This is a genomic window from Actinoplanes sp. NPDC051343 (assembly GCF_044455125.1).
Lineage (GTDB): Bacteria > Actinomycetota > Actinomycetes > Mycobacteriales > Micromonosporaceae > Actinoplanes.
Genome location: NZ_JBITEL010000005.1, coordinates 275,597 through 296,760, shown reverse-complemented (window position 1 = coordinate 296,760; position 21,164 = coordinate 275,597). Strand labels below are relative to the sequence as shown.

The following is a 21,164-nucleotide window of genomic DNA, read 5'->3' as shown; positions in this document are numbered from 1 at the left end:
TCGTGGCTTCGCCGCTCTGGTTCTAAGCTCACGCCGTGAACCGGGCGCCGACAAACCTGACGAGATACTGGGCGGACCGCAGCAAGGACATCCGCGATGTCGAATCGGTCCGCCCCGAGGACTATGGACCGGCGAGGCTTGCCGAGGCGGTTGCCGGCCGCTGCACCGTGCTGCTGGCGCCGCCTGGGGCGGGCAAGACCACAGACTTGACGAACCTCGTCCGAGAGCTTGGCGAGAAGGCACGATTCGTCTCCCTGGGGACGCACGGAGATCTCGCCAGGAAGATCACCCACACGGCCGACGAACTAGGTGCGAGTGGTGGAGAGGGGCTGTTGCTCGCGCTCGACAGCGTCGACGAGTCCCAGTTACCGACCACGCAGCTGGTCAGCCTGATCGAGGAGGTGGCGGAAGGCCTTCCGGACGGCGTCCGATTGGTTCTCGCATGCCGGACAGCGGCTTGGCTGCCCGGTCTCGATCAGGTGTTGCGGTCCGCCTTTCCGGGCGAGGTAGCCGTCCTTGACCTGCTTCCGCTGACCGACCGCGATGTGATCACCTTTGCCGAAGCGTCCGGAGTGAACGGAAGCTCCTTCCTCGACGCCGTCCGCGCTGCACACGCGACCCCGCTCGTTCGCTATCCAAACGAGCTGCGGTTCCTTCTCGATCTGTATCGAGCGCAGGACGGGGCGGCGCTTCCTCATACTCAGCTTGACCTCTATGACAGCGCAGTCGGCCGATTGTGCAGCGAGCCGAACGTTTTCCGGCAGGACGCGACCGGAGCAGGCCAAAGTGCCGTCCGGTCCGGTGCGGGCCGCCTGGCAGTATTGAGCCTGTTCACGGCACGGAGCAACTTTCTCCTGCGGGGCATTGCGGACGGACGGTCGCTGGGGGAGGAGGATTACGCCAACCTTCTGCCTGAGGAAACGCCGGTGCGGGCGGCCTACGCCGACGTTCTCGGTTGCGCCCTTTTCGAGGGCGTCGAGGACGGCACGCTCAAATTCGTTCATCAGACGGTGGCCGAATACCTGGCGGCGCGTCACCTCTCGGATCTCGACCTCACGCAGGCGCAGCTGGACGCGATGCTCCGCGTTCCCGGCGGGCGGCTCGCACCGCAGATGCAAGCTGTGGCGTCCTGGCTCATCGCCCTCAACCCCGGCCGCTTCGCGACCCTTCTCGACGACGATCCCGTGGCGTTCATCCGCAGTCACGTCGAACTGCCGGATGCCGGGTTCCGCCAGGCGCTGACGCGCCGCCTGCTGGTGCTCGCCGACGAATACTCTCTGGACGAGCCGCATCATTTGGATCTGTCCGGTCTCGGCTACGCAGGAATTGAAGACGATTTGCATCCCTATCTGACCGGCCGAGACCACTCCATCGACGCTCGATATCTTGCTTTGCGGGTGGTGTCGGACAACCGGTTGGCAAAGCTGAACGATGTACTCGTCGACATCGCGTTGGATGACAGCGAGATGATCACCCTGCGAAACGCGGCGGGGCGCCGGAGCCTCGAGCTTGTGCCGACGGCACACGACAATCCGCTCCAGGCGTTGGCCGAGCTTGCTGACCCTTCTCTGGACGAAGACGATGAGCTGCTTGGAGTCGGGCTTCGTGCGCGGCTGAGAGCCGGTACCTCGCCATCGGCGATACTCCGCAACCTCAAGCGGCCGAAGAACCCTGATCTTTTCGGAAGTTACTGGTCCTTCGTCGCCATGGAGCTGCCCGAAGCCTTCTCCGCGTCGTCGTTGACGGACGACGAGGTCCGGGAGTCGGTGCAATGGGTGGCCGGGCTCGAGCCGGGAGAGCGGTCCGCGATGCCTCGGCTCGGCGGGCGGCCCGTGTGCTCCGACGGCCTGCAGGACGCCATTCTCCGCGCCGGATTTGCTCGTATAGACGACCCGGTGATGCGTGGCGATGTCGCTCGCTTGGTGCGACTGTGCCTGACCGAGGCCGACCAGAAGCTGTTCCGCGAAAGGGAGGCGTCGCCGCTGGACCTCTCCGACCGAGCGCGCCGGTCGCTGTTGGTCGAGGTGATCGCGAACGATGACGATGTAGTCCTCGCGTGGGGGATGGCGGACTCCGGTCTGCTCCGGGCTGGCGACCTCGAATGGGTCGTGGAGCTGGCGGATGCTCGCCACACGAGTCAGCCTCACACCATGCGGGCGTGGGTGTTGTCCTGCTTCGACCGCAACCGGCCTGATCATCAGGAGATCGTCCAGCGCCGCCAGGAATCCTCTCCCGTTCGTCGCTGGCTGAGCTCAGCGTCGGAAAACCCCGTACCGGCCCGACGCGGACAGCCAGAGGCGGGCCCTACCACTGCCGATTTGCATCTGCGGCTGGCCCAGGCTCTTGCGGCGGACCCGGTGGAGGCCTTCGCTCAGTTCTGTTGGTGGGCCGCCGTGAAACCTGGTCAGGCGAATTTTTTTGACGACCTCGAGATTGACGCTCGAGAGATGCCGGGCTGGGCATCTCTGGAGCCTGAGGAACGCCGTCGAGCGGTACATGTCGCCGGCCGGTACCTACGCGAAGGATTGATCAACGACCGGGACAATCTGGGAACAGACCGGTTCAACACCGCTGCTCTCGCTGGACTTCGAGCAATGGCCCTCGTCTCCGCCGAGTACGGCACGGTCGACTTGCCCGCGGAGCGATGGGCGTTCTGGGCGCCGGCCCTTGTTCACACACCCTTCAACAGCCGAGGCCACGGCAACCCGCTCGTCGAACCACTCCGCCTTGCCTACGAAGCGGCGAGCGAGGCCTTGCTCGATGCGGCAAAGCAGGACATGTCAGGCGACCACAAGTCCGCTCAGTCGCCGTTGGAGCGATTGTCGCCGGTCCTCGGAACCGACGCCGTGGCATGGCTGTCCTCGCTGATCGACGATCCGGCGTACGACGACACGCTTGCCGTCGTCGCCTACTCCCGGCTCCTCACGCTCGACCGCGCCGCGGCTTTCCGCAAGATCGCCGAGGACGCCGACCCGACCCCTCGGTCGCGCGCCTTCGCCGTCACTGCTCTCCAGGTGATCGGAAGCCCGGCCTGGAGCGTACTGAGCGGCCGGTTGCAGCGCGGAGACTTCGCGAAAGGGGTTCTTGGCGATCTGACCGGGAGCCATGTCTTCGATCCGGTCCGCTTCACCGAGACGGACCTGGCCGGCATATGGGAGTTGATTCTTGAGCTGTTTCCGCCCCAGGAGGACCCGGTCGTCCACGGTGTGCACTCGGTCGGGTCGCGAGAGACGATCGGCCACGAGCGTGACCGCATGCTGCCCGCGCTCGCAGACCGAGGCACTGCCGAAGCCGTACGGGTCCTGACCGACCTTGCGGAGCGACACCCGAAGATGCCGTATCTGCGGCGACTCGTCGCTCGCGCTCGCTCGGCCATGGCACGCGCCGATTGGGTTCCGCTGAGTCCGAACGAGGTCCGCCTGGCGCTCTCCCGCTCGCGCCGGCTCCTGCGTAACGAGGCCCACCTGCTCGAAATGGTGATCGAGGCGTTGGGGTACACGCAGGACCGGGTCCTTCAAGGTGTGTCGCCGCTCGCCACTCTGCTGTGGGATCACCACCGGTGTGGAAGGAACGATTCGGGGTGCCGCCCAAAATCGGAGGACGAGGTGAGCGACTTCCTCGACCATCAAATACGCGCCTACCTGCCGGGCGTGATGGTCAACCGTGAGGTGCAAGTCAAACGCTTGAGGCCGTCCGGCATCGGGGAGCGCAGCGATCTTCTCGTACAGGTTCCGGCCACGGGATCCGGTGAGCGGATCCTGCGAGTGGTGATCGAGGCGAAGGGATGCTGGAACGACGAGGTGGCCGATGCGCTCGAGAAGCAGCTTGTGGAGCGCTACCTGGAACCGATGCCCGACGCCGCCGGACTTTTCCTGGTCGCATGGTTCGATCCGAGGCACGGCGCCCGCGAAGGAACATGGAGGAACGACGAGATCCGCGGTGATCACGACCGGCTCTGGACCAATCTTGCCGAGCGCGCGGGCGCGGCGACGGAGAAGAGTGGCCGCCCGGTCCGGGCGGTGATCGTCGATTGCTCTATGCCCGTCCGGGCGTAACCGGCGGACGCCGTGTGGTAGTGCGGAGGCGTCGACGGGCTGGCCGGGTTGCGCTTTGCCGGCGGTGTCCGCCCCAATACGCTGGGCGCCGAGGTCAAAGACGACGAAGGGCTGTGGCAGATGAGTCAGCGGGTGCAGGGGGTCATCTCGAGGGCCAAGGGGGCGCCGGTCGAGGTGGTGACGGTGGTCGTGCCTGACCCCGGGCCCGGTGAGGCCGTCGTGAAGATCCAGACGTGCGGGGTGTGCCACACCGACCTGCACTACCGCGAGGGCGGCATCAACGACGACTTCCCGTTCCTGCTCGGCCACGAGGCGGCGGGGGTCGTCGAGTCGGTCGGCGCCGGGGTCACCGACGTCCAGCCGGGTGACTTCGTGGTGCTCAACTGGCGGGCGGTCTGCGGCGACTGCCGGGCCTGCCGCAAGGGCAAGCCGTGGTACTGCTTCAACACGTTCAACGCGTCCCAGCGGATGACCCTGGAGGACGGCACCGAGCTGTCCCCGGCCCTCGGCGTCGGCGCCTTCGTCGAAAAGACGCTGGTCCACGCCGGGCAGTGCACCAAGGTCGACCCGCGGGCGCGTCCGGCGGCGGTCGGCCTGCTCGGCTGCGGCGTGATGGCCGGCATCGGCGCGGCGATCAACACCGGTGGCGTGACCCGGGGTGATTCGGTGGCCGTGATCGGCTGCGGTGGCGTCGGCGACGGCGCGGTGGCCGGGGCGGCGCTGGCCGGCGCGACCACGATCATCGCGATCGACACCGACGACCAGAAGCTGGAGTGGGCCAAGGGGTTCGGTGCCACGCACACGATCAACGCCCGGGGCGTCGACGTGGTGGCCAAGGTGCAGGAACTGACCGGCGGCTTCGGCGCCGACGTGGTCATCGAGGCGGTCGGCCGGCCCGAGACGTACGAGCAGGCGTTCTACGCCCGTGACCTGGCCGGCACCGTGGTGCTGGTCGGCGTGCCGACCCCCGAGATGAAGATCGAGCTGCCGCTGCTCGACGTGTTCGGGCGGGGTGGCGCGCTGAAGTCCAGTTGGTACGGCGACTGCCTGCCGAGCCGCGACTTCCCGATGCTGACCGAGCTTTACCTGCAGGGCCGGCTCGACCTCGACGCGTTCGTCACCGAGGAGATCCGGCTCGACCAGGTCGAGGAGGCGTTCGACAAGATGCACACCGGCGGGGTGCTGCGTTCGGTGGTCGTTTTCCCATGAGAATCGACCATGCTGTCATCTCGGGGACGTTCTCGCTCGACGGCCAGACCTTCGACGTCGACAACAACCTGTGGGTGATCGGCGACGACGACTCGTGCGTGATCGTCGACGCGCCTCATTCCGTACCGGAAATCCTGAAGGTGGTCGACGGCCGCACGGTGACCGCCGTGCTGTTGACGCACGCCCATGATGATCACGTGAGGGTGGCGCCGGAGGTCGCCGCGGCGACCGGCGCCCCGATGTTCCTGCACCCGGCCGAGGAGCCGCTGTGGCGGCTGGTCCACCCGGACGCGCCGATGCCGCGGCCGCTGAGCGACGGCCAGACGATCAACGGCCTGACCGTGATCCACACGCCCGGGCACAGCCCGGGAGCGGTCTGTTTCGCGGCGCCCTCGCTGGGCTGCGTCTTCACCGGCGACACGCTGTTCCAGGGCGGCCCGGGGGCGACCGGCCGGTCCTACAGCGACCGGCCGACGATCGAGCGGTCGATTCGGGAGAAGCTGTTCACGTTGCCGCCGGAGACGGTGGTCCACACCGGTCACGGCCCGGACACGACGATCGGCGCGGAACGAAACTAAACCCTGGCGTAGGCCGGCATCGACCGGTCGGCCAGCAGGTCGAGGGAGAGGGCCGCGGTCCAGCCGAACCTCGGCGCGCCGAGGCCCTCCCCGGTCCTCGGGTCGAAGTATTCGAAGTGGCCGTTGCCGTGCACCAGCCGCAGCATCGAGCGGCGCAGGTCCTCGGCGTCGTCGCGGTAGCCGTGCACCAGCATGCCCCGGCGCAGAAGCCAGTTCATGTTGATCCAGATCGGGCCGCGCCAGTAGCGCTGGGTGTCGAAGTCGGGCGCCGTGCGGTCATAGCTCGGCACCGGCAGCAGGGTCTGCTCCGGCAGGCCGAAGCGGGCCGAGCGGGCCTCCGTCATGATCGCCTCGGTCTGGTCGGGGGCCAGGTCGGGCAGCATCAGCGGCATCAGCCCGCTCACGCAGTGCGCCGGGCTGAGCCGGCCGGTGCGCACGTCGCGGGCGTGGAAGGTGCGGGTTTGCGGGTCCCAGAGCCGGGAGGCGATCGCCATGGTGATCCGCTGGGCCTGGTCGCGGTGCCGGCGCGCCTCGTCGCCGAGGCCGAGGACGCCGGCGATCTGGGCCAGCGACAGCTCGGCGGCGCCGAGGATCGAGTTGAACGAGGGGCACTCGACCACGAAGCCGTGCCGCTGGGCGAGGTCGTTGTCGGAGTAGTTGCCGTCGCGGTAGTTGAGGACCAGCCCGACGTAGCGGGCGTAGTCCCGGTCGGTCGGCCGCTGGGCGCCGTCGGCGACCGCGAGGTCGCGCCGGCGGTAGGTCTCGAGCAGCGACAGGTCGGCGGGCACGCCGGCCAGCGCCGGGTCCCAGGACGGGCTGTTGTCGAGGCCCGACTCCCACGGGTGCACGATCGCGGCCAGACCGGCCGCGCCCGCGTTGCGCCGGCCGAGCAGATAGTCCTGCTGGGCGACCAGGCGGGGATAGAGCCATGCCAGCTCGGTGTGTGCCTGCAGCGCGCACGCCGCGCCGTGCCCCGACGCGTGCCGATAAACCTCCCAGGCGGCGATCGCGTGCATGGGCGGCTGGACGATGCCGGTGCTGCCCCGGGCGGCCCGCCGGCCGTAGGCGGGGACGTTCCAGAAGGCGGGGCCGGGGAAGTAGTCGCCCTCGGCGGTCGCCGGGTCGAAGACGATGTGCGGCACGCGGCCGTCCGGCCACTGGGCCTCGAAGAGGCTGCGCAGGTCGCGCCAGGCGCGGGACGGGTTGACGTAACCCAGCCCGATCGCGATGAACGCGGCGTCCCAGCTCCACTGGTGCGGATAGAGCTTGCGGGACGGGACCATGTGGTCGCCGGCCCAGTTGTCCTCGAGGACGCGGGCGGCGGAGTTCCACAACTCGGCCGACATCTCGGTCGCGGTCACGTTCTTACCCTCTCCGCTGCGGTCGCTGGTAAACCCCCTTCATCGTCAGAACGAGGGGTCCGCTGAAGAGAAACCATGTGCAACTCCCGCCCACTACACGTTGATCTCCAGCCAGAGCCGGGTGCGGCGGCCCGGAAGGTACGGCGAGTCGAGCCGCTTGGCGATCACGCCGGGCAGCCCCTGCTCGCGGGCGGCTTCCAGGGCGTAGCGCCCGCCACCAGGGAAATAGGGTGGGGTCTGCCAGTGGTCACCGGTCACCGCGAGGCCCTCGAGCAGTTCCCGGCGTTCGGCATAGCGCACGGCTTCCAGCGTTGCATGACCCTCCAGCCACAGAAGGTCGAATGACAAGAATTGGACAGGCGTGTGCTCGGCGGCGCGACGGGCTGCGGCGGCATCCTTCGGCGCCTGGCGGCGCTCCAGCCGGGCCGGTGCGGGGTGCGGGCCGTCGAAGGTGACGATCTCGCCGTCGAGGACGGCCTCGGTCGGCGCGAGCGCCGGACCGAGACCCCGGATCTCCGGGAACCACGACGTCACGTCGGCGCCGTCGGCTCCGGTGAGCCGCACCCTTCCCCCCGAGACGTACGCGGTGACGCGCAGCCCTCCCCACGCCATCTCATATCCCCAGTCGGCGTCGTCGACCGGCAGCGACCGGGCCCGGGTCGCCAGCATCGGCGTGACCTGGTCGGGCATCGGTTCCCAGCCCGGCTCGGGCGGGTCCATCCGGCGCACCATCCAGTCGGCGCCCTCGGTCTGGAAGAAGATGTAGCGCCCGCTCGTGCGCTCGCCGTGGAAGGTCACGCCGATCTCGTCGTCGCGCCACTTGTCGGTGTCGTACGTGCCCTGGTCGAAGATCGTCATGCGGCCGCCGCCGTACTCGCCGGCCGGGATCTCGCCGTGGAACGTGAGGTATTCCAGCGGGTGGTCCTCGGTGTGCTTGGCCAGGTGGTTGCGCTCGCGGTCGCGGGGCAGCCCGCGCGGCACGGCGAACGAGACGAGCACGCCGTCGCGTTCCAGGCGCACGTCCCAGTGCAGGCTGCGGGCGTGGTGCTGCTGGATGACGAACCGGCCGCGCCCGGTCTCGGCCGGATGCCGGCCGGGTATGGGTTCCGGGGTGCGCTCAGCCGTGCGCTTGCGGCGGTAGTCGTCGAGCCGGTCGGTCACCCATCCAATTCTGTCGTACCCCCGTGGCAGGGTTGCAGCCATGTACCGCGAACGAGCGTCGATGTTGCCGCACGTGGTCGCGTGGCGTTCCGAGGTCGAGCCGGGCGACGCGCCGAAACGCGTGCTGCCCGACGGCTGCCTCGACATCATCTGGCAGTCGGGGCGGGTCTTCGTGGCCGGCCCCGACACCGTCGCCCAGTCCCCGGGCCGGGCTCCCGTGGGCACCCGGTTCTTCGCGCTGCGATTCGGCTCCGGCACCGGTCCCGGTGTGCTCGGGCTGCCCGCTTCCGAGCTGACCGACCGTCAGGTGCCCCTCGATGCGTTGTGGCCCGCCCCCGACGTACGGAGATTGGCCGAGGCGGCAGAGCCGCTCGCCGCGCTCGAAGCGGTCGCCGCGGCGCGCTGGCGTTCGCCCGACCGGGCGATGGTGGCCCTTGCCGAGGCGGCCCGGGCCGGTGAGGCGGTCGGTGCCTTCGCCGACCGGGCCGGGCTGAGTGCGCGGCATCTTCAGCGCCGCAGCATTGCCACCTTCGGCTACCCGCCGAAGACCCTGCACCGGATTTTCCGCTTGCAGAGGGCGGTGGCCCTGGCGCGCGACGGCGAATCGTTCGGGCGGGTCGCCGCCGACGCGGGCTACGCCGACCAGGCGCACCTCTCCCGCGAGGTGCGCGCGCTGACCGGCGTCCCGCTCAGTTCGCTGGTCATTCCGCCGGTTTGACCCAGGCGAAGAGCTCGACCTGATAGCCGTCGGGGTCGTGCAGAATCGCGTACCGCTGTCCCCAGGGCGCGTCCCAGGGTGACTTGACGTTGTGAGCTCCGGCCCGCACCAGTTCGTCGTGCACGCGATCGACCTCGGCCGCGTCCGCACAGAGGAAGGCGAGGCTCGGGCCGCCGGTCGACACGGTCCAGTCCGGATCGAGGCTCTGCAGCGAGGCGTGCGTGTCCCACATGAGACGGATGCCGCCGGGCAGCACCGCTTCGGCGTGCGGTTCCCGGTCGGCCTCGGCGGGGATGTCGAGGCCGAGCCTGCGATAGAAGGTGAGGGAGGTTGCCATGTCGGCCGCCGCGAGTCCGATGCCGTTGAGTGTCGTAGCCATGAAGCCGACGCTAGGCCGGGACAGGCCGGTCGTCTTGAAGGAATCGGACCCCACGTTGATCGCGGGTTTCGTCGATCCGTGGCTGGGGGTAGTGTCTTGGCTCCAAGGCGTATCCGACGGGCGGGAGGCGGTGCGGCGATGACGTTGCGCATCCTCGTGGTGGGCGCCGGCATCGCAGGACTGGCCACCGCTCGTGCCCTGCGTCTGGCCGGGTTCCGGCCCGACGTGGTCGAGGAGCTTCCGGCCACCATGTCGCCCCGGGCCGGCATCTATCTCCCCGGCAACGCCTCCCGCGCGCTGCGCCAGCTCGGCCTCGACGCCCCGCTGCGCCCGCTCGGTGACCTCATCTTCCGGCAGGTCTTCCTCGACGCGCGCGGCCGCTCGCTGTTCGAGATGGACGTCGCCGCGCTCTGGGCCGGTGTCGGCGAGTCCCGCGCCCTGTCCCGGGCCGACCTCCAGCAGGTGCTGCTCACCGGGGTCGGCGGCGAGGTCCGCTACGACACCGCGGTCAAGGAACTGGAGATCTTCGACCGCACCGCCAAGGTCGAGTTCGGCGACGGCACCGTCTCGGAATACGACCTGGTCATCGGGGCCGACGGACGCCGTTCGACGATCCGGGCCCAGGCCGGGCTGGGCGGCCCGGCCGTCCCGACCGGCCAGATCGTCTATCGGGCGGTGGTCGGCGGCGGTCCGCCGCTCAGCGACTGGACGACACTGCTCGGACGCCGGACCTCGTTCGTCGCGATGCCGATGGGCGGCCGCAAGATCTACTGCTACGCCGACGAGACCGCACCCGAGTCGCCCGACCCGGACGACCCGGTCGCTCACCTGCGCGAGCTGTTCGCCGGGTTCGGCGGCCCGGTGCCGGCGATTCTCGCCGCGCTCGAGAAGGTGCAGGTCGCCCGCACCGACGAGGTGGTCATCGACGCCTGGTCGCGCGGGCCGGTGCTGCTGGTCGGCGACGCCGCGCACGCCACCGCGCCGACCCTGGCCCAGGGCGCGGCGATGTCCTTCGAGGATGCGGTGGTGCTGGGCGACGAACTGCGGGCCCGTCCCGACGACGTTCCGGCCGCGCTGCGGGCCTATGAGGAACGTCGCCGGCCACGCTGCTCGGCGGTGCGCGACCGCACTCGGGAACGCGACCGCACCCGCGACGTGCCGCCCGCTCTGCGTGACCCCATGCTGCGCAGACGTGGCCTGCGGATCTTCACGGAGCAGTACCGGGCTCTCGTCCCGCCCCTCTGACGACGATCACCTCTTTGGTCACCCCGCGCCCGGCGGGGGTGGGTGGGGGACTATTCTGCCTGCGAGGTACGCCTTTCCCTACGGACGTACTGAGCGGGACAAACGAGACAACGGAGGCTATTCGTGACGACCGTTGCGCCTAAGCCGATCGTGACCCGGCCGTACCCGGTCCGACGGCAGGTCAAGGGTTCGGCGATCGCCCGGATCCTGCGCACGACGGACGCGAAGCAGATCGGGATCATGTACATGATCACGGCTTTCGTGTTCTTCCTGCTCGGTGGCCTGATGGCGCTGCTGATGCGAGCGGAGCTGGCCCGTCCGGGCATGCAGTTCCTGTCGCCTGAGCAGTACAACCAGCTGTTCACGATGCACGGCACGATCATGCTGCTGTTCTTCGCGACGCCGATCGTGTTCGCCTTCGCGAACTTCGTGGTGCCGATCCAGATCGGCGCGCCCGACGTGTCGTTCCCGCGGCTCAACTCGTTCGCCTACTGGCTTTACCTGTTCGGCGGCACGATCGCGATCGGCGGCTTCCTGACCCCGGGTGGCGCGGCCGACTTCGGCTGGTTCGCCTACACGCCGCTGAGCGACTCGCTGCACTCGCCGGGCGTCGGCGGCAACATGTGGGTGGTCGGCCTGGCCCTGTCCGGCCTCGGCACCATCCTCGGTGGTGTCAACATGATCACCACCATCCTGACCCTGCGCGCGCCCGGCATGACCATGTTCCGCATGCCGATCATGACGTGGAACATCCTGGTCACCAGCCTCCTGGTGATCATGGTCTTCCCGTTCCTGGCCGCCGCGCTGTTCGCTCTCGCCGCCGACCGCATCCTGGGCGCCCACGTCTTCGACGTGAATACCGGCGGCCCGATGCTCTGGCAGCACCTGTTCTGGTTCTTCGGCCATCCCGAGGTCTACATCGTCGCCCTGCCGTTCTTCGGCATCATCACCGAGGTCATCCCGGTGTTCAGCCGCAAGCCGGTCTTCGGCTACAAGGGCCTGGTCGCCGCGACCCTGCTGATCGCCGCCCTGTCGATGTCGGTGTGGGCGCACCACATGTTCGTCACCGGCCAGGTGCTGCTGCCCTTCTTCAGCTTCCTGAGCTTCCTGATCGCGGTGCCGACCGGCATGAAGTTCTTCGTGTGGATCGGCACGATGTGGCGCGGCCAGATCAGTTTCGAGACACCGATGATGTTCGCGATCGGCTTCCTCGTGACGTTCCTCTTCGGTGGTCTGTCCGGCGTGCTGCTCGCCTCGCCGCCGATCGACTTCCACGTCTCCGACTCCTACTTCGTGATCGCGCACTTCCACTACGTGCTCTTCGGAACCATCGTGTTCGCGGTGTTCGCGGGCATCTACTTCTGGTTCCCGAAGATGTTCGGGCGGATGCTCGACGACCGGCTCGGCAAGGTCCACTTCTGGCTGACCTTCCTCGGCTTCCACGCCACGTTCCTGGTGCAGCACTGGCTGGGCACCAAGGGCATGCCCCGGCGCTACGCCGACTACCTGCCGTCGGACGGCTTCACATTCCTCAACACGTTCTCGACGCTCGGCTCGTTCGTGCTCGGCCTGTCGACGCTGCCGTTCATCTACAACGTGTGGAAGTCCTACAAGGTCGGCCAGCTGGTCACGGTCGACGACCCGTGGGGCCACGGCAACTCGCTCGAGTGGGCCACCTCGTCCCCGCCGCCGCTGCGTAACTTCGACCGCATGCCGCGCATCCGCTCCGAGCGCCCGGCGTTCGACGCGAAGTTCCCCGAGCTGGCGGCCGGCGAGCAGTCGCTCGCGGGCCCGCCCGAGGGTGGTGCCCGGCCGCTGACCAGCGAGTCCCGCGGCGGTGCGACCTACACGGAAGACATCGGCACCGAACGCGACCACTGAGGTCTGTTCTACCTCGAACGCCCGCTCCTGGAAGGGAGCGGGCGTTCTTTTTTGTCGCCCGAAAATCGTTTGACGGCGCCGATAATCTGATCCTCCGTGCCTGCTGGGGCTCGTTGGGGGGCTTCTTGCCTCTTCGAACCCCAGGAGTTCCACGATGCGCCGCGCGCCGGCCCTCTCGTTCCTGCTCGCCACCGTCTTCATCGACATGCTCGGCCTCGGCCTGATCGTGCCGATCGTCCCCGCCCTGATGGGCGCGGTCACCCACGATCCGGCGCACGCCGCCCTGTGGGCCGGGCCGATCGACTCGAGCTACGGCATCCTGCAGTTCCTCACCGCGCCGCTGCTGGGCCGGCTCGCCGACCGGTACGGCCGCCGGCCTGTCCTGCTCGCCTCGCTGGGCTTCCTCGGCGTCGACTATCTCGCACACGCACTTTCACCCACGGTCCTGTCGCTGATGCTGTTCCACGGGCTGGCCGGGGCGTTCGCGGGAACGGGGACGGTGGTCAACGCCTACGTCGCCGACGTCACGCCGCCTTCGGGGCGCGCCCGCGCGTACGGCCTGATCGGGGCCGTCTTCGGCCTCGGCTTCGTCGCCGGCCCGGCCCTCGGAGGTCTTCTCGGCGCCGTGGACATCCGGCTGCCGTTCGTGGTGGCGGCCTTGCTGGCCTTCACGAACGTCGCCTACGGCCTGCTGATCCTCCCGGAGTCCCGGCCCGGTGACGGCGTCACCCCACTGACCTTGACCAGCCCGTTCGGCGCACTGTCGGCCGTGCTGCGGCGGCCGGTCCTGGGACGGCTCGCGACGGCCCGCTTCTGCTCGGACATTGCCCGCAACGTGCAGCAGGCCCTGTGGACGTTCCTCGTCACCTTCCAACTGGGCTGGGGAACCGCGCGCACCGGCCTGGTCATGGCGGCGGGCGCTCTGGCCGGCGCGCTGTTCTCGGCCCGCGCGATCGGCCCGGTGGTCCGCGTCCTCGGCGACAAACGGGCCGCGGTCCTGGGCGCGGCGCTCAGCACCGTGACCTTCGCCGAGATCGCCTTCGCGTCATCGGCGATCCACATCTACGTGCTCCAGGGGGTCGGCGTCCTCGCGGGCATCGGCGGGGCGTCGGCGCAGTCCTGGATCTCCCGGGTGACCGGGGCGGCCGAACAGGGCACCGTCCAAGGGGCGTTGACGTCGGGGTCGGCCCTGGCCGAGGCCGTGATCCCGGCGGTGGCGAGCGCGTTGTTCGCGTGGTCGCTGCCTCGCGGATTCCCGGGTCTGCCGTTCCTGGCCGCGGGGGTGTTCGCGGCCGCGGGCGCGATCGTGCTGGCCCTGACGCGGCCTCCCGTCGACGCGGGCCCGCTGAGCGTGGAGGCCCGTTCGTCGTAGGAGTGCGCCGGGTGATCGCTGGTGTGCTCCTTTTCGGCCGAGGCTGGTGTGGCGTCAGGCCCAGTCCCGGCTGGTGTGGCGCCCCGCTTTGCTCTGGCTGGTGTGGCGCCGCCCCGACCCCACCCGGCCGCGCTCGACCCCGCCTCGCCCTGTCTGGGTGGGGGCCAGTCAATCAGCCGGGTCTGACATTTTTGCCGGGTTGTCCACCGGGATCAGGGCGCGGAGCGCCGCCGTCAACGGTGCCGGGTCGAGCGGAGTGGCGGTGACCAGGGCATGCAGCATGACGCCGTCGAGGAGGGCGACGATCATGCGGGCCTTGGCACGGCCCACGTGTGGTTCAAGGAGTTCGGCCATGCCGGTCAGCCAGGTCTCGGCCAGCGGGCGGAGGGCGGGGTCGCGGGCGGCCGCGACGAAAAGCTCGTACTCGATCTGGGTCTGACCCCGATCCTGCAGGTAGCTGAGCGCCAGCTCGGTCAGCCCGACCGGCAGGTCGCGCGCGTCGCGCAGGGTGGTTGCTCGCTGCGCGAGGTCGGCCTGGAGATGTTCGGTGGCCTGCCTCAGACCGGCGGCGATCAGGTCGTCGAGGGTGGGAAAGTAGTAGGTTGTCGCGCCCAGGGGGAGTCCCGCCCGGGCCGCGACCGCCCGGTGTGTCGTCCGGCCGATGCCGGCCTCGGCGATCACCTCGATCACCGCGGTGGCGAGGGCGGCCCGCCGCGCCTCCGGGTTGCGGGTGCGGCGTTCCGGCGGTCCGGTCCGGGTCGCGGCGGTCAATGGGAGCCGTTCAGGTTGAGGGTGACCACGCCGGCGATGATCAGGGCCATGCCGGTCACCTTGGTCACGGTGATCGGTTCGCCCAGGAAGGCGGCGCCGATCGCCACGATCGCGGCGGTGCCGAGGCCGGACCAGATCGCGTACGCGACGCCGACCTGCACGCCCTTCACAGCCTGGGCCAGCGCCACGAAGGAGATCAGGTAGCCGGCCGCGCAGGCCAGCGTCGGCCAGAGCCGGGTGAAGCCGTCAGTGCTCTTGATCGTGCTCGTCGCGAAGACCTCGGCGGCTATCGCCGCAAGGAGGTACAGGTAGGCCACCATGCTTACCCACTTTCTGTACGGACGTACTAGTACGATCGTACAGATGTCGATGATCTCGGTGCCGGGCGGCCGTGTGACCCTGTCCGACCGGCGTACGCAAAGCTCCTGGACGCTCGACCTCGCGCCGTTCCGCCTGGCGTCGGTGCCGGTGACCCAGGGCGGCTACGCCGAGGTGCTCGGGGAGTGGCCGAGCGCGAGCCGACGGGACCGGTGCCCGGTCGACGGGGTCTCGTGGAGCGACGCGATTAGTTACTGCAACGCGCGATCGCTTCGCGAGGGGCTGACGCCGGCCTACTCCGGCGACGACGAGGTCACCTGGGACGCGGAGGCCGACGGATACCGCCTGCCGACCGAGGCGGAGTGGGAGTTCGCGTGCCGGGCCGGCACGAGCGGACCGCGGTACGGCCCGCTCGACGAGATCGCCTGGTATCGCGGCAACTCGGGCGAGCGAAGCCACGACGTGGGCGAGAAGCAGGCCAACGCGTGGGGCTTCCACGACATGCTCGGCAACGTCTGGAACTGGTGCTGGGACCTCTACGACTCCGACGTCTACGGTTCCTACCGGGTGCTGCGCGGCGGCGGCTGGTTCGACGAGCCGTGGAGCTGCCGGGCCGGCGTCCGCCGCCGCAGCCACCCGACCTTCCGCGTCGACGACGTCGGCTTCCGCGTAGCCCGCACCGGCCCGTGACCGGCCGAGCGGATGCAGGCCAGGCCAACTCGGGCCGGGCGGATGCAGGCTGGGCCAACCCGGGCCAGGCCGACGAGAGGGGGGCCGGCGCGGGCCGGGCCGGGCCACCGATTGGTGGGCCACCGAGTGGTGGGTCAACGTGGGGTGGGGTCAACGTGGGGTGGGGTCAACGTGGGGTGGGGTCAACGTGGGGTGGGGTCAACGTGGGGTGGGGTCAACGTGGGGTGGGTAGGCCGGCGTGGGCTGGGCGGCCGGCGCCGGCTGGCTAGCGCGAGTCGCGCGGGGGAACGGCTCCGGCCGGCCCCGCCTGGGCGCCGACCGCCTCGGCCGGCGTCAAGGTGTCGAGCGGCTCGACCACGTCGGCCACGGCGGGCCGGGCCGCGACGACGGTCTCGGCGGAGTGGCGGCGTAGTTCGATCGGGAGGACTGCCAGGGCGATCAGGGCGCCGGCTCCGCCGACCGCCACGAAACCCCACGGCGGGGAGAGGTGGTCGGCCGCCAGGCCGGCGAGTGGGCCGCCCAGCGCCACGCCGACCGTGAGCGACGAGTTGTGCAGGCCCATCGCCTCGCCGCGGGCGCCCGCCGGGGTCATCCGGCTGACCGCGTCGGCGCTGGCCGTGATCGTCGGTGCGCAGAGGGCGCCGGCCGGGATCAGCAGGATGGCGATGAGCCACCAGTGGGCGCCGCCGATGCCGACCACGATTGTCAGGACGGCCATCGGGGCGAGCATGAAGACGGCCGGGAAGCGGCGGCGGAGTGTGCCGTATGCGAAGCCGCCGAGCAGCGAATAGAACGCCCAGAGTGACATCACCAGGCCGGTCCACGACAGCTCGCCGTTGGACCGCAGGACGGCGACCACGCTGACGTCGGTGCCGGAGAGGACCAGGGTGGCGGCCATCGTCACGGCCAGCACGGCCAGGAAGCGGGGGCGCAGCCACGAGCGGCGGGGGATGCGCTCGCCGGCCTCGATCGGGGTCTCGTGCGCGGCGCGGACCGGCGGGTTGAGCAGCCACAGGCCGAGGCCCGAGACGCCGATGCCGGCGGCCAGCGCGTACATGGCGATGTGCGGGCCGGGGCCGGTGGCGAGCAGGACACCGAGCGCCGGGCCGGCCATGAACGACAGCTCGGTGGTGATCGAGTCGAGTGCGAAGGCGGGCAGCCGGTGCGACTCGGGGGTCAGCGCGGCCACCGACTGGCGGGCCACCGCGAACGCGGGCAGCGCCAGGAGGCCGCCGACCAGCGCGGCGACCAGCAGAGCCCAGTAGGGCAGGGTCGGGGTGAGGGCCCAGAACAGCACCTCGGCGACCGTGGTGAGCACCAGCACGATGCGCAGGCCGCGGCGGTCGACGAGGCGGCCCAGCACCGGCGCGCCGGCCGAGCCGCCGATCGTCCATGCGGCGCCGACCAGGCCGGCCGCGCCGTAGCCCCGGCCGAGGTCGGTGACGACGTGCAGGGTCAGGACCACCGCGCCGGCAGCGATCGGCATCCGGGCGAGCGTCGCCACCGCGAGCAGCGATTTGAGCCCGGGCAGCGCGAGCGTCTCCCGGTAAGGCTTGAGCAGCATGACAGTCCTGACCTCCGACCGTCATCCTGCCTCGGAGGTACGACATTTATCCAACTGCTTTAAGCGAGCTCACGGTCGGAAATCAGGGCGAAAGTGCCCAGGTCACACCGGATCGACGATCGGTGCACCGGTGGTGTCGACGGACGCGGTGCGGAACTCTTCGAGCGCGGCCTCGGTGGTGCCGGCCGAGACGCCGGCGGTCAGTTCCAGGACGACCGTGGTGGCGAAACCCTCCGCCTTCGCGTCGAGCGCGGTCGCGCGTACGCAATGGTCGGTGGCAATGCCGACGACCTCGACCTCGGTCACCGACCGGGACCGCAACCAGTCGGCGAGGGTCTCGCCCGCCTCGGTTCTGCCCTCGAAGCCCGAATAGGCCGCCTTGTGCTCGCCCTTGTGGAAGACCGCCTCGATCTCGTCGGTCCGCAACTCGGGATGGAACTCGGCGCCCGACGAGCCGACCACGCAGTGGGCGGGCCAGGAGTCGAGGTAGTCGGGGTGCTCGCTGAAGTGGTTACCCGGGTCGATGTGCCAGTCCTTGGTGGCGACCACGTGGTCCCACCGCTGCCGGGTCTTGCCGAGCACCAGCGAGATGCCCTTGGCGACCGCGGCGCCGCCCGGCACCGCGAGCGAGCCGCCCTCGCAGAAGTCGTTCTGTACGTCGACGATGATCAGCGCACGGGACATCGGGACCCCTCAGGTGGTCGGGACGATCGTGACGGGGATGGCCGGATCTCCGGCGGAGAGCTTGAGACCCTCCCACGGTATCGAGATCAGGCACTGCCGGAGGTGTTCGCGGGAATCGGCCAGCGTGGGCATCTCGGCCGGCTCGCCCGCGGTGATGAACGGCCGCTGGAGCAGCCGGTCGTTGGCCTCGTGCTGCGGCGCGCGCTGGGAGAGGATGATCTCCTCCGTGGCGGTGCCGGTGGGCTTGTGACGGCGTACGGCAGTCTTGCGGCCACCGACGGTGGCCTTGTTTTCCGAGCGTTTGACCACGGGTTTGCCTTCGACCTCGACGAGCTTGTAGACGAGGCCGGCGGTCGGCGCGCCGGAGCCGGTGACCACCGCGGTGCCGGCGCCGTACATGTCGACCGGCTCGGCGGCGAGCGCGGCGATCGCGTACTCGTCCATGTCGCCGGAAACGACGATCTTGGTGTCGGGGGCGCCGAGCGAGTCGAGCAACTCGCGGGAGTGCTGGGCGAGCACCGACAGGTCGCCGGAGTCGATGCGGACCGCGCGCAGACCCGGGCCGGCGGTGGCGATGGCATTGCGAATGCCTTGCGCGATGTCGTACGTGTCGACGAGCAGTGTCGTGTTTTTGCCCAGGGCCGCGACCTGGGAGCCGAAAGCGGCCGGCTCGCTGTCGTGCAGCAGCGTGAACGCGTGGGCCGACGTGCCGGTGGTCGGTATGCCGTAGCGCGCGCCCGCCGCCAGGTTGGAGGTCGAGGCGAAGCCGGCCAGGTAGGCGGCCCGGGCGGCGGCGACCGCGGCGTCCTCGTGGGTGCGCCGGGAGCCCATCTCGATGATCGGGCGGCCGCGCGCGGCGGTGACCATGCGCGCGGCGGCCGCGGCGATCGCGCTGTCGTGGTTGAGCACGGACAGGATCAGCGTCTCGAGCACCACGCACTCGGCGAAGGTGCCGGACACGGTCAGGATCGGGGATCCGGGGAAGAACAGCTCGCCCTCCGCGTACCCCTCGATGTCGCCGGAGAACCGATAAGCCGCCAGCCAGGCGGCGGTGTTGTCGTCGACGACCTGCGCCCGGCGCAGGAAATCGACGTCGGCGGGGCTGAAGCGGAAGTCGCGGATGAGTTCGATCAGGCGGCCGGTGCCGGCGACCACGCCGTAGCGGCGGCCGGTCGGCAGGCGCCGCGCGAACACCTCGAAGACGCAGTGCCGGTCGGCGGTGCCGTCCCGGAGCGCGGCGCTGACCATGGTCAGCTCGTACTGATCGGTGAGCAGCGCGGGGGCGAAGGAGTCCACCCGACCACCCTATTGCAGGAAACCGCTCCTTACGAAGGTCGTCATGACCTGCGGTTCGGTGCTCCGATTCACCGATCGGCGGCAACCGGTGGCACCATGGGGGGCATGGCGTTGCCACAGGTCGCTCCCGTCGAGACGCCGGGGATCGAGGAATTGCCGGCCGGTGACTCACCTTGGGTCACCATCGTCTGGGACGATCCGGTAAACCTGATGTCGTACGTGACCTGGGTTTTTCAGAAGCTGTTCGGCTACAGCAAGGACAAGGCCGAGAAGCTGATGATGGACGTGCACACCAAGGGCAGAGCGGTGGTCTCCGTCGGTGCCCGGGAGCGTATGGAAATGGACGCCAACCGACTGCACGGATACGGTCTCTGGGCGACGGTCGACCGGTCCTGAACTCATCTGGAGAGCTGATGTTCCGACGCAAGGGGAGCCATTGCGTGGCCACCTTCGCCGTCGATGAGGTGCGCGTGCTGCGCAAGGTCGCCGGCGAGGTGGTGGCACTTCTGACCGACGGGATGGACCACGGTGATCCGGTGGTCTCCCGGCTCTTCCCCGACATTTACCCGGATCGCCCGGAGGACTCGAGCGAGTTCCGGCAATACACCGAGGGCGATCTGAAGACCGGCAAGATCGATCAGGCCGGCGCGATTCTCGCGGCCCTGCCCGACGAGGGCGAGGGAGAGGTACGCCTCGACGGGGAGGCCGCCGAGGCCTGGCTGCGGGCGATCAACGATGCCCGGCTGGCGATGGGCACCCGGCTCGGCATCTCGGCCGAGACCGATCTGAGCGAGGAACTGGACGAGGCGCTCCTGGACGATCCCGGTTCCAGCCGGGTCTTCCAGCTCAGCGTCTACGCGTACCTGGGCTACCTGCAGGAGTCGCTGCTGAACGCGATTCCGGAGATCGACTGACCCCCGGGTCCGCGGTGTGTGCACGGCCACTCCTGGGCCGCGAAATACAAAGGTAATGTGAACCTCGTGCTGACCATCGACAGTGCGATCGTCGACGCGATCGTCGCTCACGCCCGCCGGGATCACCCCGACGAGGCCTGCGGCGTGGTTGCCGGGCCGGTCGGCGGCGACCTGCCGACCCGCCTCATCCCGATGGACAATGCCGCCCGGTCGATGACCTTCTACGAGTTCGACTCCCTCGAGCAGCTGCGCGTGTGGCGCGAGATGGACGACAACGACGAGGAGCCGGTGGTCATCTACCACTCGCACACGGCGACCGAGGCGTACCCCTCCCGGACGGACATCTCGTTCGCCGGCGAGCCGGGTGCCCACTACGTTTTGGTCTCGACTCGCGAGCCGGACTCCGAGGAGATCCGCTCGTTCCGCATCGTGGACGGTGTGGTAACCGAGGAAGAGGTCAACATCGTGGATGCGACGGTTGACGCGTGAACGTTTGCGCTGTGCAGTCGTACATGTTCGGGCAGAGCCCGGTGACAGTGGTCTACGAGTGTCGCTGACGACACCTCAGTAGACCCGTCCTCTGTTCGACCTCAAACGAGGAGCATTCACTGCCATGGCCATCGAAGTTCGCGTTCCCACCATCCTGCGCAGCTACACCGGCGGCGCCAAGATCGTCGAGGGTGCGGGCGACACGCTCGCCGGCCTGATCGACGATCTCGACAGCAAGCACAGCGGCCTCAAGGGCCGGCTCATCACGCCCGAGGGCGGCCTGCACCGGTTCGTCAACATCTACGTCAACGACGAGGATGTCCGGTTCCTCGGTGCGCTCGACGCCAAGCTCAACGACGGCGACTCGATCACCATTCTGCCGGCCGTGGCCGGTGGCGCGCTCGGCTTCGCGGCCGCCGCGGCGCTGCTCGGGCGCTGCCCGTCCAACCACCCCGACCGCCGCCCCTGAGAAGACTGAA

The 21,164-nt window shown here is 69.5% G+C and carries 19 protein-coding genes and 1 pseudogene; 12 read left to right on the top strand and 8 right to left on the bottom strand.

All coding sequences use genetic code 11. The annotated features are described in order from the left end of the window. Window positions 1–35: 35 nt before the first annotated feature. The 3 genes from ACIA5C_RS18825 to ACIA5C_RS18815 all read left to right on the top strand — a co-directional run bounded on the left by ACIA5C_RS18825 (window position 36) and on the right by ACIA5C_RS18815 (window position 5,842). On the top strand, window positions 36–4,055 hold the full coding sequence (locus ACIA5C_RS18825; RefSeq protein WP_396056173.1) for an NACHT domain-containing protein: 4,020 nt from the start codon (window positions 36–38) through the stop codon (window positions 4,053–4,055). A 120-nt stretch (window positions 4,056–4,175) separates the two neighbouring features. Then, window positions 4,176–5,264, top strand: a complete 1,089-nt coding sequence (locus tag ACIA5C_RS18820; RefSeq protein ID WP_396056171.1) for an S-(hydroxymethyl)mycothiol dehydrogenase — start codon at window positions 4,176–4,178, stop codon at window positions 5,262–5,264. After that, window positions 5,261–5,842: an MBL fold metallo-hydrolase gene (locus ACIA5C_RS18815; protein ID WP_396056169.1), complete on the top strand. Its 582-nt coding sequence runs from the start codon at window positions 5,261–5,263 to the stop codon at window positions 5,840–5,842. Before ACIA5C_RS18820 ends, ACIA5C_RS18815 begins: the two co-directional genes overlap by 4 nt. Here the strand turns inward: ACIA5C_RS18815 and ACIA5C_RS18810 are convergent. Together ACIA5C_RS18810 and ACIA5C_RS18805 are read right to left on the bottom strand one after the other, a co-directional pair. Then, window positions 5,839–7,188 (bottom strand): MGH1-like glycoside hydrolase domain-containing protein, encoded by a 1,350-nt coding sequence (locus ACIA5C_RS18810; protein ID WP_396056662.1) that lies wholly within the window; start codon window positions 7,186–7,188, stop codon window positions 5,839–5,841. The two genes, ACIA5C_RS18815 and ACIA5C_RS18810, sit on opposite strands and share 4 nt — an antisense overlap. A 108-nt stretch (window positions 7,189–7,296) precedes the next feature. Beyond that, entirely contained in the window at window positions 7,297–8,364 is a 1,068-nt protein-coding gene (locus ACIA5C_RS18805; RefSeq protein WP_396056167.1) for a DNA polymerase ligase N-terminal domain-containing protein, read from the bottom strand. A gap of 40 nt (window positions 8,365–8,404) precedes the next feature. Between ACIA5C_RS18805 and ACIA5C_RS18800 the strand changes: the two genes are divergently transcribed. Continuing rightward, window positions 8,405–9,082 carry a helix-turn-helix domain-containing protein gene (locus ACIA5C_RS18800; RefSeq protein ID WP_396056165.1) on the top strand — a complete coding sequence of 226 codons (678 nt, stop codon included), beginning with the start codon at window positions 8,405–8,407 and terminating at the stop codon, window positions 9,080–9,082. Here ACIA5C_RS18800 and ACIA5C_RS18795 read toward each other — a convergent pair. After that, the gene (locus ACIA5C_RS18795) at window positions 9,066–9,461 is read right to left on the bottom strand and encodes a VOC family protein (protein ID WP_396056163.1); all 396 of its coding nucleotides are present in this window, start codon (window positions 9,459–9,461) and stop codon (window positions 9,066–9,068) included. The two genes, ACIA5C_RS18800 and ACIA5C_RS18795, sit on opposite strands and share 17 nt — an antisense overlap. A gap of 138 nt (window positions 9,462–9,599) precedes the next feature. Here ACIA5C_RS18795 and ACIA5C_RS18790 point away from each other — a divergent pair, with 138 nt between their 5' ends. From ACIA5C_RS18790 to ACIA5C_RS18780, 3 genes are all read left to right on the top strand, one after another. Next, window positions 9,600–10,706: an FAD-dependent monooxygenase gene (locus ACIA5C_RS18790; RefSeq protein ID WP_396056161.1), complete on the top strand. Its 1,107-nt coding sequence runs from the start codon at window positions 9,600–9,602 to the stop codon at window positions 10,704–10,706. Between the two features lie 123 nt (window positions 10,707–10,829). Next, the gene (gene ctaD, locus ACIA5C_RS18785) at window positions 10,830–12,587 is read left to right on the top strand and encodes a cytochrome c oxidase subunit I (RefSeq protein ID WP_396056159.1); all 1,758 of its coding nucleotides are present in this window, start codon (window positions 10,830–10,832) and stop codon (window positions 12,585–12,587) included. A gap of 154 nt (window positions 12,588–12,741) precedes the next feature. Beyond that, the gene (locus ACIA5C_RS18780; protein WP_396056157.1) at window positions 12,742–13,959 is read left to right on the top strand and encodes an MFS transporter; all 1,218 of its coding nucleotides are present in this window, start codon (window positions 12,742–12,744) and stop codon (window positions 13,957–13,959) included. Window positions 13,960–14,127: 168 nt separating this feature from the next. Here the strand turns inward: ACIA5C_RS18780 and ACIA5C_RS18775 are convergent, their stop codons facing one another. Both ACIA5C_RS18775 and ACIA5C_RS18770 read right to left on the bottom strand, forming a co-directional pair. Beyond that, entirely contained in the window at window positions 14,128–14,730 is a 603-nt protein-coding gene (locus ACIA5C_RS18775) for a TetR/AcrR family transcriptional regulator (protein WP_396056155.1), read from the bottom strand. Continuing rightward, the gene (locus ACIA5C_RS18770; RefSeq protein WP_396056153.1) at window positions 14,727–15,050 is read right to left on the bottom strand and encodes a DMT family transporter; all 324 of its coding nucleotides are present in this window, start codon (window positions 15,048–15,050) and stop codon (window positions 14,727–14,729) included. Before ACIA5C_RS18770 ends, ACIA5C_RS18775 begins: the two co-directional genes overlap by 4 nt. Here ACIA5C_RS18770 and ACIA5C_RS18765 point away from each other — a divergent pair. Continuing rightward, window positions 15,049–15,738 carry a formylglycine-generating enzyme family protein gene (locus ACIA5C_RS18765; protein WP_396056151.1) on the top strand — a complete coding sequence of 230 codons (690 nt, stop codon included), beginning with the start codon at window positions 15,049–15,051 and terminating at the stop codon, window positions 15,736–15,738. The two genes, ACIA5C_RS18770 and ACIA5C_RS18765, sit on opposite strands and share 2 nt — an antisense overlap. Window positions 15,739–16,003: 265 nt before the next feature. Here the strand turns inward: ACIA5C_RS18765 and ACIA5C_RS18760 are convergent, their stop codons facing one another. The 3 genes from ACIA5C_RS18760 to ACIA5C_RS18750 form a co-directional block, all read right to left on the bottom strand. Further along, window positions 16,004–17,302, bottom strand: coding sequence for an MFS transporter (locus ACIA5C_RS18760; RefSeq protein ID WP_396056149.1), 1,299 nt, complete (start codon window positions 17,300–17,302; stop codon window positions 16,004–16,006). A 102-nt stretch (window positions 17,303–17,404) separates the two neighbouring features. Continuing rightward, complete coding sequence (locus ACIA5C_RS18755; protein WP_396056147.1) at window positions 17,405–17,986, bottom strand: nicotinamidase; 582 nt, start codon at window positions 17,984–17,986, stop codon at window positions 17,405–17,407. A gap of 9 nt (window positions 17,987–17,995) precedes the next feature. After that, window positions 17,996–19,282 (bottom strand): nicotinate phosphoribosyltransferase, encoded by a 1,287-nt coding sequence (locus tag ACIA5C_RS18750; RefSeq protein WP_396056145.1) that lies wholly within the window; start codon window positions 19,280–19,282, stop codon window positions 17,996–17,998. Between the two features lie 105 nt (window positions 19,283–19,387). Between ACIA5C_RS18750 and clpS the strand changes: the two genes are divergently transcribed. The 4 genes and pseudogenes from clpS to ACIA5C_RS18730 all read left to right on the top strand — a co-directional run bounded on the left by clpS (window position 19,388) and on the right by ACIA5C_RS18730 (window position 21,154). Then, complete coding sequence (gene clpS, locus ACIA5C_RS18745) at window positions 19,388–19,678, top strand: ATP-dependent Clp protease adapter ClpS (RefSeq protein WP_396056143.1); 291 nt, start codon at window positions 19,388–19,390, stop codon at window positions 19,676–19,678. A 17-nt stretch (window positions 19,679–19,695) separates the two neighbouring features. Next, window positions 19,696–20,196 (top strand): DUF2017 domain-containing protein, encoded by a 501-nt coding sequence (locus ACIA5C_RS18740; protein WP_396056141.1) that lies wholly within the window; start codon window positions 19,696–19,698, stop codon window positions 20,194–20,196. A 66-nt stretch (window positions 20,197–20,262) separates the two neighbouring features. After that, a pseudogene (locus ACIA5C_RS18735) lies at window positions 20,263–20,753 on the top strand (Mov34/MPN/PAD-1 family protein). A gap of 56 nt (window positions 20,754–20,809) precedes the next feature. Further along, window positions 20,810–21,154 carry a MoaD/ThiS family protein gene (locus tag ACIA5C_RS18730; RefSeq protein ID WP_396056139.1) on the top strand — a complete coding sequence of 115 codons (345 nt, stop codon included), beginning with the start codon at window positions 20,810–20,812 and terminating at the stop codon, window positions 21,152–21,154. The last annotated feature ends 10 nt before the right edge of the window (window positions 21,155–21,164 follow it).